Origin of the sequence: Actinomadura sp. SCN-SB, from assembly GCF_043906805.1 — a bacterium.
Classification (GTDB): Bacteria; Actinomycetota; Actinomycetes; order Streptosporangiales; family Streptosporangiaceae; genus Spirillospora.
In genome coordinates this window covers 39,735-54,723 of record NZ_JBIMPP010000015.1, presented here as the reverse complement: position 1 = coordinate 54,723, position 14,989 = coordinate 39,735, and the positions used below count along the sequence as shown (strand labels likewise).

12 protein-coding genes are annotated in these 14,989 nt (G+C 72.5%); 7 read left to right on the top strand and 5 right to left on the bottom strand.

Annotated elements, in window-relative coordinates; translation table 11 throughout:
* Positions 1-168 precede the first annotated feature (168 nt).
* Both ACGWYJ_RS12640 and ACGWYJ_RS12635 read left to right on the top strand, forming a co-directional pair.
* Positions 169-822 (top strand): response regulator transcription factor, encoded by a 654-nt coding sequence (locus tag ACGWYJ_RS12640; protein ID WP_395106099.1) that lies wholly within the window; start codon positions 169-171, stop codon positions 820-822.
* Positions 819-2,231, top strand: coding sequence for a sensor histidine kinase (locus tag ACGWYJ_RS12635; RefSeq protein WP_395106098.1), 1,413 nt, complete (start codon positions 819-821; stop codon positions 2,229-2,231). The genes ACGWYJ_RS12640 and ACGWYJ_RS12635 overlap by 4 nt, the downstream gene beginning before the upstream one ends.
* Here ACGWYJ_RS12635 and ACGWYJ_RS12630 read toward each other — a convergent pair whose 3' ends face one another.
* Positions 2,232-5,036 (bottom strand): ABC transporter substrate-binding protein, encoded by a 2,805-nt coding sequence (locus ACGWYJ_RS12630; RefSeq protein ID WP_395106097.1) that lies wholly within the window; start codon positions 5,034-5,036, stop codon positions 2,232-2,234.
* An 81-nt stretch (positions 5,037-5,117) separates the two neighbouring features.
* Positions 5,118-6,806 carry a serine/threonine-protein kinase gene (locus ACGWYJ_RS12625; protein ID WP_395106096.1) on the bottom strand — a complete coding sequence of 563 codons (1,689 nt, stop codon included), beginning with the start codon at positions 6,804-6,806 and terminating at the stop codon, positions 5,118-5,120.
* Positions 6,807-7,328: 522 nt separating this feature from the next.
* Between ACGWYJ_RS12625 and ACGWYJ_RS12620 the strand changes: the two genes are divergently transcribed.
* Together ACGWYJ_RS12620 and ACGWYJ_RS12615 are read left to right on the top strand one after the other, a co-directional pair.
* Positions 7,329-7,625: a DUF4193 domain-containing protein gene (locus ACGWYJ_RS12620; RefSeq protein WP_285695131.1), complete on the top strand. Its 297-nt coding sequence runs from the start codon at positions 7,329-7,331 to the stop codon at positions 7,623-7,625.
* A gap of 30 nt (positions 7,626-7,655) precedes the next feature.
* Complete coding sequence (locus ACGWYJ_RS12615; RefSeq protein WP_395106095.1) at positions 7,656-8,555, top strand: hypothetical protein; 900 nt, start codon at positions 7,656-7,658, stop codon at positions 8,553-8,555.
* Between the two features lie 12 nt (positions 8,556-8,567).
* Here the strand turns inward: ACGWYJ_RS12615 and ACGWYJ_RS12610 are convergent, their stop codons facing one another.
* Entirely contained in the window at positions 8,568-9,179 is a 612-nt protein-coding gene (locus ACGWYJ_RS12610; RefSeq protein WP_395106094.1) for a maleylpyruvate isomerase family mycothiol-dependent enzyme, read from the bottom strand.
* Between the two features lie 48 nt (positions 9,180-9,227).
* Positions 9,228-9,515, bottom strand: coding sequence for a DUF4235 domain-containing protein (locus ACGWYJ_RS12605; protein WP_395106093.1), 288 nt, complete (start codon positions 9,513-9,515; stop codon positions 9,228-9,230).
* 191 nt (positions 9,516-9,706) lie between these two features.
* On the opposite strand from ACGWYJ_RS12605, the gene valS reads away from it, so the two are divergent.
* The 3 genes from valS to ACGWYJ_RS12590 all read left to right on the top strand — a co-directional run bounded on the left by valS (position 9,707) and on the right by ACGWYJ_RS12590 (position 14,630).
* A complete protein-coding gene (valS, locus tag ACGWYJ_RS12600) occupies positions 9,707-12,271 on the top strand; it encodes a valine--tRNA ligase (RefSeq protein ID WP_395106092.1) in 2,565 nt (854 codons plus the stop codon).
* A gap of 92 nt (positions 12,272-12,363) precedes the next feature.
* Entirely contained in the window at positions 12,364-13,554 is a 1,191-nt protein-coding gene (locus ACGWYJ_RS12595) for an acyl-CoA dehydrogenase family protein (RefSeq protein ID WP_395106091.1), read from the top strand.
* Positions 13,551-14,630 carry an acyl-CoA dehydrogenase family protein gene (locus ACGWYJ_RS12590; RefSeq protein WP_395106090.1) on the top strand — a complete coding sequence of 360 codons (1,080 nt, stop codon included), beginning with the start codon at positions 13,551-13,553 and terminating at the stop codon, positions 14,628-14,630. Before ACGWYJ_RS12595 ends, ACGWYJ_RS12590 begins: the two co-directional genes overlap by 4 nt.
* Here the strand turns inward: ACGWYJ_RS12590 and ACGWYJ_RS12585 are convergent.
* The gene (locus tag ACGWYJ_RS12585) at positions 14,627-14,956 is read right to left on the bottom strand and encodes a cupin domain-containing protein (RefSeq protein ID WP_395106089.1); all 330 of its coding nucleotides are present in this window, start codon (positions 14,954-14,956) and stop codon (positions 14,627-14,629) included. The two genes, ACGWYJ_RS12590 and ACGWYJ_RS12585, sit on opposite strands and share 4 nt — an antisense overlap.
* Positions 14,957-14,989: the final 33 nt, after the last annotated feature.

Sequence of the window (14,989 nt, the reverse complement as noted above, 5' to 3'; positions counted from 1 at the left end):
ATTTTCCGATGTCGGCCGGGCGTCCCGTGACGGCTTGCTGAGCTGGGCCGATTCCAGGTCCGCCCGCGTCCGGGACGGCTTACGGGCGTCTTACGGGCGCCATGGGATACCTGGATCGTGGCGGCCCCCGCACCCCCGCGGCGGTCCGCCCTGAGTGAGGGGGACGCAGTGCGTGTTCTAGTCGTCGAGGACGAGCGTGTGCTCGCCGACGCGATCGCCACCGGCCTGCGCCGCGAGTCGCTGGCGGTGGACGTGGCCTACGACGGCGGGGGCGCGCTGGAACGGGCGGGCGTCAACGAGTACGACGTGATCGTCCTGGACCGGGACCTGCCCAGGGTGCACGGCGACGACGTCTGCAAGCAGCTGGTGGCGCAGCGCTACCCGGCGCGGATCATCATGCTGACCGCCGCGGGCGAGCTGGACGACAAGGTGCATGGCCTGTCGATCGGCGCCGACGACTACCTGGCCAAGCCGTTCGCCCTCGCCGAGCTGATCGCCCGTGTGCGCGCCCTGGGCCGCCGGGCCGTCGCGCCGCTGCCGCCCGTGCTGGAACGCGCGGGGATCACCCTGGACCCGGCACGCCGCGAGGTGTCCCGCGACGGCCGTCCGATCGACCTGACCCGCAAGGAGTTCGCGGTCCTGGAGGTGCTGCTGAGCGCGGACGGCGCGGTGGTGAGCTCCGAGCAGTTGCTGGAGAAGGCATGGGACGAGCACATCGACCCGTTCACCAACGTGGTCCGGGTGACGATGATGACGCTGCGCAAGAAGCTGGGGGAGCCGCCCGTGATCGAGACGGTGCCGGGCGTGGGGTACCGCCTGTGACCTCCGACCCCGCCGCCGAGCGGCACGCCAAGCCTGCGGACGAGCAGCACGCCGCCGAGCCGCGCCCAGCCGCCGAGCCGCGCCCAGCCACCGAGCCGCGCCCAGCCACCGAGCCGCCTCCCGCCACCGGGCCCGCGCCGGGCGGGTACCAGACCCGTCCCACGACCGGCCCCATGACCGCGGGCTACCAGGCCGGCCCCACGGCCACCTACCCCGGAGGCATGGGCAACGGCCGGCCCAGGGGCGGGGGAGCGTTCCACGGCGACATGCGCGGCCTGCCCAGCAGGGTCAGCGTGCGGCTGCGGCTCACCGTGCTGTACGGCCTGCTGTTCTTCGCGGCGGGGGCGCTGCTGCTGTGCGTGACCTACTTTCTGGTCGGGCAGATCCTCGACCAGGTCTTCCCGAGCGGCTACCTCATCCACACCCCCACGCGGTCGCTCGACCCGGAGGTGCTGAAGGAACTCACCATGCGGCAGCTCGTCGGGCGGTTGCTGCTGGCGCTGGCCGGGGTGGGGATCATCGCCCTGGTGGTCGGCTACTTCGTGGCCGACCGGGCGCTGAGCCCCCTGCAGCGGGTCACCTCGACGGCGCGCCGGCTCTCGGAGAGCACGCTGCACGAGCGGATCGCGCTGGAGGGCCCCAACGACGAGATCAAGGAACTGGCCGACACCTTCGACGCGATGCTGGAGCGGCTCGGGCAGGCGTTCGAGTCGCAGAGCCGGTTCGTCGCCAACGCCTCGCACGAGCTGCGCACCCCGCTGGCGATCAACCGGACGCTGCTGGAGGTGGCGCTCGGCGACCCGGAGGCGTCCGACGACCTGCGCGCCGTCGGCCGGACCCTGCTGGCCACCAACGCCCGGCACGAGCGGCTGATCGAGGGCCTGCTGCTGCTGGCCCGCAGCGAGCGCGAGCTGACCTCCCGCACCCCGGTGGACCTCCAGGACGTCGCCGTGACCGTGCTGGAGAACATCGCGCGCCGGGGGGACGAGCGCGAGCACGAGGTGAACGTCCGCAAGGAGCTGACCTCGGGCGTCACGCAGGGCGACCCGGTGCTGCTGGAGCATCTGGTGTCCAACCTGGTGGACAACGCGATCAAGCACAACGACGACGGCGGCGAGGTGTGGGTCCGCACCGGGATGCTGGGCGGCTACCCCACCGTCCAGGTCGAGAACACCGGGCCGGTGGTGCCCGGCTACGAGGTGGAGCGGCTGTTCGAGCCGTTCCGCAGGCTGAACGCCGATCGCGTCGACTCCGCCAAGGGCTCGGGGCTGGGCCTGTCCATCGTCCGGTCCGTGGCGCGTGCCCACCGGGGGTCGGTCCACGCGGCGCCGCGCCAGGGCGGCGGCCTCATCGTGACGGTACGGCTGCCGCTCGGCCCGGTCCCGGCCGCCCAGCCGACCCGGGCCTGATCACTTGAAGGCGGCCGTGGCAAGGGTGGGATGGCCGTCCAGATCCAGCCGCAGCCCGACGAGCCTGTCGCTGCGCAGGCCCGCGGCCCCGCTGAAGACGACCGGGACGATCGCCATGTCGTCCAGCGCGCGCTTCTCGGCCTCTTGCAGGTGCCTGCGCCTGGTCGCGTCCGACCGCTCCCGGACGGCCGCGCTCAGGAGCTCGTCGAACCGCGCGTCGCGCCACAGCGAGTAGTTGTTCAGGCCGTTGTCCGCGGTGGCGACCTGGTCACCGCCCAGCAGCGGGTGCAGGATGGCCCGCGCGGACGGGTAGTCCGGCAGCCAGGCGAAGGTGGCCAGGCCCTCGGCGTCACCGGAGGCGATCTCCTTGGCGAAGGTACGGAAGTCCGCCGTGCCGACGACCCTGATCGTCACCGACCAGCCGAGGTTGCGCTGGAGCTGGTCGCGCACCGCCTGGCCCAAGCGCTGGTGGTTGGGCAGGTTGCGCACGTACAGCGGAACCTCGGCGCCGGTGCCCAGCCCCGCCTGCTGCGCGAGCTGCCGCGCCCTCGCGGGGTCGGTCCGGTCGCAGGACGGGCAGCGCCCCTTCTGCCCGAAGCCGGGGATGGACGACGGGACGAGGCCCGTGGCCGGGGCGTAGACACCCCCGTACAGCAGCCTGCTCAGGGCCTCGCGGTCGAGCGCGTAGGAGACGGCGAGCCTGGCCTCCCTCGACTTCATCGGCCCGCGCGCGGTGATGGGGATCAGGTAGTTCAGGCCCTGCAACGTACGCGACACCATCGCGGAACTGCGCGGGACGGTGCCGAGGTGCTGCGGGTCGAGCGTCACCCACTGGTACCGGCCCTCCTCGAAACCCGCGCGGCCCGCGGCCGCCGCGTCCCCGGACAGCTCGATGGTGACGCGGTCCAGCTTGGTCTTGCCGTAGGCCCAGGAGTCGTTGCGGACGAGCGTGATGCTCCGGTTCTTGACGTGGTTCTCCACCCTGAAGGGCCCGTTGCCGATGGGGCGGTCGTTGTAGGAGCTGTTGTCGTGGGCACCGGCCGCCTCGGGGACGGGCGCCAGGCTCGGGTCGCCCAGCTTCTGGGCGAACTCGCAGTCGGGCGAGGCGAGGTCGACTTGGAACCCGGACCCGTAGCCGCGCAGCCCCGTCATCGTCCGGCTCCTGCCGCTCTGCACGTCGTCGAAGCCCTTGACGCCGCCGATCAGCAGCGAGGCCAGGCCCGCCGGGTCCCGCGCGGCACGGTCCCAGCCCCGGATGAACGACTCGGGGGTGACCGGTTCGCCGTTGCTGAACGTGGTGCCCGTACGCAGGTCGATCCTCCAGCTCGTGCAGGTGGCGTCCGGGGTGATCCGGGTGGCGGCGCGGTTCTGGAACGTCCCGTCCGGCATCGCCTCGACCAGGCCGGTGAACAGCTGCTTGACCACGAGCCGCTCGGTGCCGTACAGGGCGCTCGACGGGGAGAGGCCCGTGGACGAGTCGGTGGAGAGCGTGCTCAGGGACATCCGCAGCTCACCGCCCGTCCTGCCGGTCGTGCCGCCGGACGGGCCGTCGCCGTCCCGGAGCGTGGCGATGAGCACGCCGGCGCCCAGGATGAGCGCGACGAGCGCGGCGCTGCCCGCGCCGGCCAGGACGCCGATGCCGCGCCTGCCGGGCTTCCCCGCCGGGGGCGCGGGATCCGTCCCCGGCCAGGGAAGGGTGCCCGCCTGCCCCCACGGCTGCTGCTGTGGTGGCGCGGCGTAGGGCGCCGGTGGCTGCGGGACGCTCGGCGGTGGCACCGGCACCGGTGCCGGTGGTGGAGTGACGGGCGTGGCGGGGAGCGAGGCGGCCAGCCGGGTGTTGGTGTGCGTGGAGGCGGCCTCGGCCCCCTGGTTCAGGATCGCCGCAGGCTGCGCACCGCCGTTCGCGGCGCCGGGCAGGCTCCCCGCCAGGCTCAGCAGGTGGGTGAGGACCTGCTGGGACGACGGCCGGTACGCGGCCTGCTTGTTGAGGCACGCCTGGACGAGCCCGCGCAGCGGCTCGGTCAGCGAACCCAGATCGGGCGGGAAGTTCAGGATGCGGTGCATGACCGTGGGGATGGAGTCCTGCCCGAACGGCGGGCGCCCGGAGGCCGCGTAGATCATCGTGGCGCCCCACGCCCAGATATCGGCCTGCGGGCCGATGGGGGCGCCGGTGATCTGCTCGGGGGCCATGTACGCCGGCGTCCCGACCGCGGTGCTGGACAGCGTGCCGGTGGCGTCCAGGGCACGGGCGATACCGAAGTCGATCACGCGCGGGCCGTCCGGCGCGAGCAGCACGTTGGCGGGCTTGAAGTCGCGGTGGACGACGCCGGCCTGGTGGATCGCGGCGAGCGCGGTCATCGTCCCGATCGCGAGGCGGTCCAGGTCGGCGCCGGAGCGGGTGCCGTCGGACGCGACCACCTGTGACAGGGACGGCCCGTCGATGTACTCGCTGACGATGTAGGGACGGTCGCCCTCGACGTCGGCGTCCAGGATCGGGGCGGTGCAGAACGCCGCGACGCGCCGGGCGACCTCCAGCTCGGCCGCGAACCGCGCCCGCGCCCGCGCGTCCCCCGTGAGCCGCGCGTGCAGCAGTTTGACCGCCACCCGCCGGGGCGCCTCCTTCTCCCCGGCCTCCCCGGCGGCCTCACCGCCGGAAGCCTCCTCCGGGACTGCCGCGGAGTCCTCTTCCGGGGCCTCCTCGCCCAGGTAGACCGAGCCCTGGCCGCCCTCGCCGAGCAGGCCGACGAGCCGGTACGGGCCAAGGCTCCGGGGATCCCCCGCGCGCAGTGGGGCGATCTCGGGCATCGCTCTCCTCGAAGACCGGAGGACCGTGACGACCCGGCGCGTGGGCGCCGGGTCATCCGGTCGGGTCCGCTGGTCGGCCGGTCAGCTCTTGGTGACCGTCCCGAAGGCCGCGTAGGAGGAGTCGTACTGGTTCTGCTTCCACTCCCAGCGCATGCTGACGGACGTGATGTTCTTGAACGTCACGTAGCCCGGGGCGCACTGGGTCTCGGACTGGCCGGCCAGCGGCGTCTCCCGGTACACGACCTCGCCGTCGTCCTTGTCGCTCGTCAGCAGCGTCAGCCGCGTGGTGCAGGTCGGGCTGCTGGTGTAGGTGTAGCTCGCGATGCCGCTGCTGCCCAGCATCGAGAACCGGGTCTGGAAGCTGGTGCGGCCGGTCCCCGCGCCGGGCTGGAAGCCGGTGCCGCGCCATACGCCGAGGATGCCGCTGCTGAGGCTGCGGTTCGGGGTGGGCAGGGTCGGCGAGTACGTGCTCGGCAGGGTGAACGACGGTTCGTCGTGGTCGTCGCCGCTGGCGGCGATCACGACGATCAGCACCGCGATGACCAGCACCGCGAGCACGGCGCAGCCGACCCCCACGATGACCGGCGCGTTCGAGGACGACCGCTGCTGCGGCGGGTAGGGCGGGCGCGGCGGCGCCGCCATGCCGCCGTGCTGCACCGGGGGCGGCTGCTGCATGGCCATGGGGGGTGGCGTGGACCCCTGCCCCTGGTACATCGGCATCGGCGGCGGCGTGATCGGCTGCGGCGGCGGGGTGGTGGGCCCGGGGGGCGCGCCCTGGTGCATCGGCATGGGCGGCGGGGTGATGGGCTGGGGCGGCGGTGTGGTCTGCTGCTGGTACTGCGGCGGCGGCGCCGGCGGGACGGGCGGCGGCGCCGGCATCTGCGCGGCGATCCTGGTGCCCTGGTTGAGCAGGTCCTCCTGGCCCGCCGACGGGTTGGCGGGCGCCGCGCCGACGTGGCCGAGCAGGTTGAGCAGGAGCTGCGCGGCGGGCGGGCGCAGGCCCGCGTCCTTGGACAGGCAGCGGCCGATCAGGTCGCGCAGCGGCCCGGCCGGCAGCGCCGACAGGTCCGGCTCCTCGTTGAGGATCCGGTTGATGATCACGGGCAGCGTGTCGGCCTCGAACGGCGACTGCCCGGTGCCGGCGAACACCATCGTGGCGCCCCAGGCGAAGATGTCCACGGCCGGGGTGAGCGGCGCGCCGGTGAGCTGCTCGGGCGCCAGGTAGCCGGGCGTGCCGACGACCATGCCCGTCGCGGTGACCGCGCTCTCCTGGGAGTTGACCGTCCGGGCGATGCCGAAGTCGACCACCCGGGGGCCGTCCGCGGCCAGCATGACGTTGTTCGGCTTGAAGTCGCGGTGCACGATCCCGGCCTCGTGGATGGCGGCGAGCGCCGTCACCGTGCCGATCGCCAGCCGTTCCAGCTCGGCCGCGCCGCGCGGCCCGTTGTGGACGACCACGTCGTGCAGCGAGGGGCCGTCGATGAACTCGCTGACGACGTACGGCTGGTCGCCGTGCACGTCCGCTTCGAGGACCCGGGCGGTGCAGAACGGCTCGACCTTCTGCGCGGCCGTCACCTCACGGGTGAATCTGGCGCGCGCGGCCGGGTCGCCGGCCATCTGGGCGTGCAACAGCTTGATGGCGACGTGGTCGCCGTTGCGGGCCCTGCCGAGGAAGACCGCCCCCTGGCCGCCCGCGCCGAGTCGTCCGACGACCTCGTACTGACCCAACGACCGGGGATCGCCTGGCTCCAGCGGAGCGGCATCCGGCATTTCGACCCTCCATTGACCCGCAGTGATGTGCCGCGTGACGTCGGTGACGCGAACCGCCGTGGGCGGCCCCCTGAGCGGGCCGCCCTGGCAAGCGCCGTGGCTTTGTCTCGGGGGCCCGTTTTCTCCAACCTCAAGCGGGCACGATATCGCGTTAGTTCAGACGTTTCACCACCGTGCGCGGTTCGCTGGAAGGGCGATATCTCCGGGTCGGTGGCCGACCGCGGCCGGGTCGGCGCGCGCGATCGGCGGCGGACCGATATGATCCCGCCCGCGGTGCGAAGCCCGGGGGACGTCCCGGCCCTGATCAGGTCCGCGATGGCTGTCCGGTCATGTGACGTAAGACACAAAGGCGGGTGGTGATCCCGGTGACGGGTGTCACCACAGGGAACCGTCGCGCCTTGTGTGCCGTACGGCACTGCCCGTGACAGAATTTCCCGCCCGGATCGGGCACAACTGCGGCCCTCCGTGCGTTAGATCCGCGCGACGGGGCGCATAAAGCACTGAGGGGGATGGAGATAGAAGATGGCGACCGACTACGACAGCCCGCGTAAGACAGACGACGACCTGAGCGAGGACAGCCTCCAGGAGCTCCAGGCCCGCCGCGCCGACAAGGCCGCGAGCATCATCGACGAGGACCTGGACGCCGGCGAGGTCGCCGAGCTTCCGGGCGCCGACCTGTCGAACGAGGAGCTGACCTTCCGGGTCGTCCCGAGGCAGGCCGACGAGTTCACCTGCAGCCGGTGCTTCCTGGTGCACCACCGCAGCCAGCTGGCCACCGAGAAGAACGGCCAGCCGATCTGCCGCGAGTGCGCCGCCTGAGCGGGCGGATCACAGCGGAGGTAGGTGCCGTTGACCGGCGATCCCGAACGCCACGACGACCATGACCACCACCCCGGCGGCGGGCCCGCGCCCGACGCGGAGCGGCACGAGACCGGACTCGTGCCGCTCGAATCCGACCGCACCGCCGAGATCGGCGAGCTGATCGGACGGCTCTCCGCCGAGGACGACATGGACCGCGAGACCCGTGGTCGCCTGCTGGGCCGGCTGGCCCGCCTGCTGGGCCAGAGCGCCCGCAGGGCAGGCGCCGCGGGCGTGGCGCGCGGCCGCTGGCTGGCCGACCTGATGGTGGAGGCCGCGCCGCACATCCCGATCCGCGACCTGGAGACGCTGAGCGCGCACCACCACGGCCTGACCGGGGAGGAGCTGGCCGACAGCATCGTCCGGGTGGCCTCCAACGCCACGACCACGGTCGGCGCCGCCGCGGGCGCGCTGGCCGCCGCCGAGTTCGCCGCCCCGCCGCTGCTGCTCACCGCGCCCGCCCAGCTCGCCGCCGAGACCCTGGTCATCGCCGCGATCGAGGTCAAGATGATCGCCGAGCTGCACGAGGTCTACGGGGTGCGGATCGAGGGCACGGGCGCGACCAGGGGCGCCGCCTTCCTCAGTTCCTGGGCGCGCCAGCGCGGGATCAACCCCCTTGAGGCCGGGTCGTTCACCAGCGCCCTGGGGTCGGCCGCCAAGGCGGCCCTGCGCAAGCGCCTGCTGCGCACGTTCGGCCGCAGCATGACCACCCTCGGGCCGTTCCTGACCGGCGCCGCCGCCGGCGCGGTCCTGAACCGCACCGCCACCAAGGGCCTGGCCGCCGCCGTCCGCGCCGACCTGGCCAGTGGCGTTCCCGCTCCTCCGCCTCCACCCCCGCTCCCCGGCACCTTCCCCGCCCTGAAGCGCGCCCCGCGCGGGAAGAGGCGGTAGCGGGCCGGACGGTCAGGCGAACCGGAGTTCGCCGGCGACCGAGTCGCGGCCGGCCAGCCACATCCCGAGCGCCTCGCGGGTGCCGTGGACGTCGCCGTCACGGGCCGCCGGGAGCGCGAACGGGCGGTGACCGTCGGTCGGGACGAGACGGTGGCGCACCACGCGCCGGTTCGTCCACAGGCTCAGTTGCAGGCCCTCGCGGAAGATCGCGGTCGCCGTCTCGTCCGGCACCTCGCGGTGCAGTCCCAGGCCGCGGACGATGTCCTGGTGATGGATGGCGAGGTCGCCGAGGATGAGCAGGCCGCCGAGCCGTGAGGTGGGACTGGGCGAGGCGGCCCAGTGCCGGGCCCATTCCATCAGGCGGTGCCGGGGCATCCTCCTGACCCGTTCGACCTGGCCCTGGTTGGCGGCGGTCACCCGCAGCCCGTACGGGAGGTACGAGCCCAGCAGGTAGTCCACCCCGATGAGATGGCCCAGGATGTCGCGCGGCGACCATCCGGCGCACAGCGTGGGGCCTGAGGTGAAGTCCTCGTCCGACAGCTTCTCCAGCGTCTCGATCAGCCGGACGCGCTCGGCGCGCAGCGCGGTGTCGAACGGCAGCGTGATCCTGTCGATGAGGGGCATCGTGGCCGGTCCCTTCGTGTCGCGGGACCGACCACGATACGCAGAACGTCAGGCTTCGGTCCTCAGGTGGGACGGCAGTTCGCCCGTTCCCTTCGCCCACTGCCGGGCCGCCGCGCGGGTCGCCATCAGCCGGGCCAGCTCCATCCCGATCCCCATCACCACGACCCAGCCGATCGCCTCGCTCAGCGCGACCTCGGGGGACTCGGGGTTGGTCGGCGGCTCCTTGCCGGTGCTCTTCTTCCAGGCGAATGCGATCGCCTTCTTGGCGACGAAACCGCCCGCGAAGGCCGCGCCGGCGGCCATCACCCGCCAGCCGAGGTCGCCTCTGTCCGCCATGATCGTCCTTCCGTCGTCCGCGTCCCTGCCGACGCTACCGGAACGGCATCCCCCGGAAGACCTTCGCCATGCGCGGCAGGCGCGGAACCGTGGGCCCTGTGGGCGAAACCCGTGGTCGGCGGGGGTGGAGCCGTGCGCGGCGCGAGCGAAAATCGGCATGACTTTCCGGACGGCGTCCCTACCATTGGCGCATGACAGGACAGCCGCGTACTCCCAGCGTTCCCGCCAAGCCCTCTCTGGACGGCTTGGAGGAGAAGTGGGTACGCCGCTGGCAGGACGACGGGACGTACCGTTTCGACCGCGGCAGGCCGGCGGACGAGGTCTTCTCCATCGACACGCCGCCGCCCACGGTCAGCGGGCAACTGCACGTCGGCCACGTCTTCTCCTACACCCACACCGACACCATCGCGCGGTTCCAGCGGATGCGCGGCCGCGCGGTCTTCTACCCGATCGGCTGGGACGACAACGGCCTGCCCACCGAGCGCCGGGTGCAGAACCACTTCGGCGTCCGCTGCGATCCTTCGCTGCCGTATGAACCGGCGTTCGAGCCGCCCGCCAAGCCCGATCCGAAACGCCAGGTTCCGGTGAGCAGGAGGAACTTCATCGAGCTGTGCGAGCGGCTCACCGGGCTCGACGAGAAGGCGTTCGAGGAGGTGCTGCTCCGGGTCGGCCTGTCGGTCGACTGGAGCCTGCTCTACACGACGATCGGCGACCGGTCGCGGGCGGTGTCGCAACGCGCGTTCCTGCGCAACCTGGCGCGCGGCGAGGCGTACCTGGCCGAGGCGCCGACGATGTGGGACGTGACGTTCCGCACGGCCGTCGCGCAGGCCGAGATGGAGGACCGGGAGGTCACCGGCGCCTTCTACAAGCTGCGCTTTCACGGCCCTGGGTCGTCCCCGGAACGGCAGGGCCACGGTGGGGATCGCCCGGTCTACATCGAGACGACGCGGCCCGAACTGCTGCCCGCGTGCGTCGCGCTGGTCGCGCACCCCGACGACGAGCGCTACCAGGAGCTGTTCGGGCGTACGGTCCGCACGCCGCTGTTCGGCGTCGAGGTCCCGGTGCTCGCGCACCGGCTCGCCGACGCCGAGAAGGGCACGGGCATCGCGATGGTCTGCACGTTCGGCGACGTCACGGACGTGACGTGGTGGCGCGAGCTGGGCCTGCCCACCCGCGCGGTCATCGGCTGGGACGGACGGCTGGCCGCCGACCCGCCCGAGGGCGTCCCGGCGCGGCCGTACGACGAGCTGGCGGGCAAGACGGTCTTCTCGGCCCGGCAGCGCATCGCCGAGCTGCTGCGCGAGTCGGGCGACCTGGACGGCGAGCCGCGGACGATCACCCATCCGGTCAAGTTCTACGAGCGGGGCACCAGGCCGCTGGAGATCGTCACGACCCGGCAGTGGTACATCCGCAACGGCGCGCGCGACCGCGACCTGCGCGAGCGGCTGCTGGCCCGTGGCCGCGAGCTGGTGTGGCACCCGTCCTACATGCGGGGCAGGTACGAGAACTGGGTCGAGGGCCTGAACTCCGACTGGCTGATCTCCCGGCAGCGGTTCTTCGGCGTCCCCTTCCCGGTGTGGTACCGGCTGGACGACGAGGGCGAGCCGATCTACGACGAGCCGATCGTCCCGTCCGAGGACGCGCTGCCGGTCGACCCGTCCACGGACGTCCCGCCGGGCTTCTCCGAGGACCGGCGCGGCAGGCCGGGCGGCTTCGCCGGCGACCCGGACGTGATGGACACCTGGGCGACGTCCTCGCTGAGCCCGCAGATCGCGGGCGGCTGGGAGGACGACCCCGAGCTGTTCGGCACGGTCTTCCCGTACGACCTGCGCCCGCAGGCGCATGACATCATCCGGACCTGGCTGTTCACCACGGTCATCCGGGCGCAGTTCGAGCACGACGAGCTGCCGTGGACCGACACGGTGATGTCGGGCTGGATCCTCGACCCCGACCGCAAGAAGATGGCCAAGTCCAAGGGCAACGTCGTCACGCCCATGGGGCTGCTTGAGCAGTACGGCTCGGACGCCGTCCGCTACTGGTCGGCCAGCGGGCGTCCCGGCGCGGACACCGCGTTCGACACCGGTCAGATCACGGTGGGCCGGCGGCTGGCCATCAAGATCCTCAACGCGTCGAGGTTCGTCCTGGGGCTGGGCGAGGTGGAGCCGGACGCGGAGGTCACCGAGCCGCTCGACCTGGCCATGCTGAGGGCCCTGGCCTCGGTCGTGGACCAGGTGACCGAGGACTTCGAGAACTACGACCACGCTCGCGCGCTCGAACGCACCGAACGGTTCTTCTGGGAGTTCTGCGACGACTACCTGGAGCTGGTCAAGTCGCGCGCGTACGGCGAAGGGCGGGAGGCGCGGTCGGCGCGGGCGGCGCTCCGCACGGCGCTGTCGGTTCTGCTGCGGCTGTTCGCGCCGGTCCTTCCGTTCGTGACCGAGGAGGTCTGGTCGTGGTGGCGGGACGGCTCGGTGCACCGGGCGGCGTGGCCGGTGGGATCGGATCTGCCGTCCGGCGGCGACCCGGAGGTCCTGGCCGCCACGGCCGAGGCGCTGCGGCAGGTCCGCAAGGCCAAGTCGGAGGCGAAGGCGTCGATGCGGGCCGATGTCCGGCGCGCGGTCGTCCGCGGCGGCTCGACCGGGCTCGTCGCGCGCTCCGACCTGGCCGCCGCGGGCCGTATCGCCGAGCTCGTCCTGGAGGAGGCGGACCTGGAGAAGGCCGACGCGGAGCTGTCGGTGGAGGTCGCGCTCGCGTAGGCGACACTCCGGCACGGCTGTACCGAATGACATTCGGGTGGGGTGCGGGTTAGCGTAAGCGGACACTGATCGCCGTTTTCGAGGAGCCGCACGTGACGGATCTGGAGGAATACCGGAGGCGGGCCCGGGCGTGGCTGGACGAGCACGCCCGCGGCCTGCCCCGGGAGCCCGACCTCGCGACCGCCAAGACCTTCATGGCGAAGCTCTACGACGCCGGGTACTCCGGCATCACCTGGCCGGTCGAGTACGGCGGGCAGGGGCTGAGCGCCGCGGAGGAACGCGCGTTCCAGGAGGCGGCGCGGGGCGTGACGCTGCCGATCGGGGTGTTCGGGATCGGCCTGGGCATGTGCGGGCCGACGCTGCTGTCCATCGGCACCGAGGAGCAGAAGAGGCGCTACATCAGGCCGCTCCTGCGCGGCGAGGAGATCTGGTGCCAGATGTTCTCCGAGCCCGGCGCCGGGTCGGACGTGGCGTCCCTCCAGACCCGCGCGGTGCTGGACGGCGACGCGTGGGTGGTGAGCGGGCAGAAGGTCTGGACGTCGGTGGCACGGCAGGCCGACTTCGGGCTGGTCATCGCCCGTACCGATCCGGACGTGCCCAAGCACTCGGGCATCACGATGTTCGTCATCGACCTGCACGATCCCGGGGTGACGGTGCGGCCGCTGCGCGACATGACCGGTGAGGCGCACTTCAACGAGATCTTCATCGACGACGTGCGGATCGCGCCCGACCAGGTCGTCGGCGAGGTCAACGGCGGCTGGTCGGCCGCGGTCACCACGCTGCTGCACGAGCGGGTGTCGATCGGCATGGGCGCGGCGCGCACCGAACGTCCCGCCTCGTACGCCAACCTGGCGGCGGCCGCGCGCAAGCGGGGGCTGCTGGACGACGCGGCCGTCCGCGACCAGCTCGTCGACCTCTACCTGCGGGAGCGGGCCTTCGACCTGTTCAACGCGCGGCTCTCGCAGGAGGTCAAGGCCGGGATCCAGCCCGGCGCGCGCGGCTCGGTCGCCAAGCTGCTGCTGGCCGAGCTGACCCTGTACGGCGCCGACGTCGCCGGCGAGATCCTCGGCCCCGACGCCGTGGCGTACGGCGACGGCGAGGGCGGGATCGCCTCCGCGCTGTCGTTCGCGCCCGGCATGGCGCTGGGCGGCGGGACCAACGAGATCATGCGCAACATCATCGGCGACCGCGTGCTGGGCCTGCCGCGCGAGCCCCAGGTGGACAGGACGGTGCCGTTCCGCGAGCTCAAGGTCGGGACGCAGGCGAAGGAGGCGGGCAAGTGAGGCTGATCCCGACCGATGAGCAGCGGGACCTGGCGGCGTCCGTCCGCTCCTTCCTGGCCGGCACCGCGCCGATGGCCCGGGTCCGCGAGATCGCCGAGGCGCCCGAGCCGTACGACGCGCGCGTGTGGGAGCGGATGTCGGGCGAGCTGGGCCTGCCCGGCCTGGCGATCCCCGAGGAGTACGGCGGCGCCGGGGCCGGGCACGGCGAGGTCGCCATGGTCATGGAGGAGCTGGGCGCCGCGCTCACCCCGTCACCGTTCTTCGCCTCGGCGGTCCTGGCGGCCAACGTGATCCTCCGGTCGGGTGACGTGGAGGCCGCCAAGGACTACCTTCCGGGGATCGCGTCCGGCGGCACGGTCGCGACCTTCGCCGTCCCCGAACCGGGCGGGCGGACGGTGCGCGCCGACAATGGAGCGCTGCACGGCACCGCCGCGCACGTGGTGAACGGCGCGGACGCCGACCTGATCCTGGTCGCCGCCGAGGACGGCGGGCTCTACGCGGTCGAGTCCGACGCCGAGGGGCTGACCCGCACGCCCCTCACGACGCTCGATCTGACCCGTCCCCAGGCACGCCTGGAATTCGCGGGTGCGCCCGCCCGCCGATTCGGCCCCGCCGACGCGGGCGAGGCGATCCAGGGCGCCCTGGATCTGGCCGCCGTGGCACTCGCCGCCGAACAACTGGGCGTTCTCCGTCATTGCCTGGACACGATCGTCGAATACGCGAAACTACGCGTCCAGTTCGGCCGGTTCGTGGGTTCCTTCCAGGGCGTCAAGCACAAGCTGGCGGATATGCACTGCACGTACGAACAGGCCGAATCGATCGTGCGCTACGCGGCCTGGGCGGCCGACGAGAGCCCGTCCGACCTGCCTATTGCCGCGTCCCTGGCCCAGTCCTACATGGGACGAGCCTCTTTCCAGGTCGCCAAGGACCACCTGCTCCTTCACGGCGGAATAGGCTTCACCTGGGAACACGACGCCCATTTCTATTACAAGCGCGCGAAGAGCGCCCAGCTCCTCCTGGGTTCGCCGCGCCACCATCGCGCCGCCCTGGCCGAACGCCTCGACCTCGTGCCCTAGCCCTCCGGATAGAAAAGGAACAGCGTGCACCCCGTTGTGGTCTGCGGGACGTGCGAGGAGCCCGCGGGGGCGTGGATGAAGGAGCCCGCCGGGTAGTCGCGGGCGCCGTCGTTGAAGACGCCCGAGACCACGAAGACCTCCTCGGGGCCGGGTTCGTGGACGTCGACGCCCTGCCAGCCGGTGTTCGGGTCCATCTCCAGCACGGCGGCCTTCGCGCCGTTGTCGCCCTGCCACAGCGGGCGAACGCGTATGCCCGGGAAGACTTCGCGGACCGGTGCGTCCTGGACAGAGGTCCACTCGTAGGCCGGATCCTGTTCCGTCGTCATGGGACCAGGGTGGCGGCCGGGTGGGCTCCCGCC

Excerpts from the sequence above, each read along its gene's own strand:
- ACGWYJ_RS12620 (WP_285695131.1), top strand. The coding sequence starts at position 7,329 with ATGGCGACCGACTACGACAGCCCGCGTAAGACAGACGACGACCTGAGC.
- ACGWYJ_RS12630 (WP_395106097.1), bottom strand. The coding sequence starts at position 5,036 with ATGCCCGAGATCGCCCCACTGCGCGCGGGGGATCCCCGGAGCCTTGGC.
- ACGWYJ_RS12610 (WP_395106094.1), bottom strand. The coding sequence starts at position 9,179 with ATGCCCCTCATCGACAGGATCACGCTGCCGTTCGACACCGCGCTGCGC.
- ACGWYJ_RS12605 (WP_395106093.1), bottom strand. The coding sequence starts at position 9,515 with ATGGCGGACAGAGGCGACCTCGGCTGGCGGGTGATGGCCGCCGGCGCG.
- valS (WP_395106092.1), top strand. The coding sequence starts at position 9,707 with ATGACAGGACAGCCGCGTACTCCCAGCGTTCCCGCCAAGCCCTCTCTG.
- ACGWYJ_RS12585 (WP_395106089.1), bottom strand. The coding sequence starts at position 14,956 with ATGACGACGGAACAGGATCCGGCCTACGAGTGGACCTCTGTCCAGGAC.
- ACGWYJ_RS12625 (WP_395106096.1), bottom strand. The coding sequence starts at position 6,806 with ATGCCGGATGCCGCTCCGCTGGAGCCAGGCGATCCCCGGTCGTTGGGT.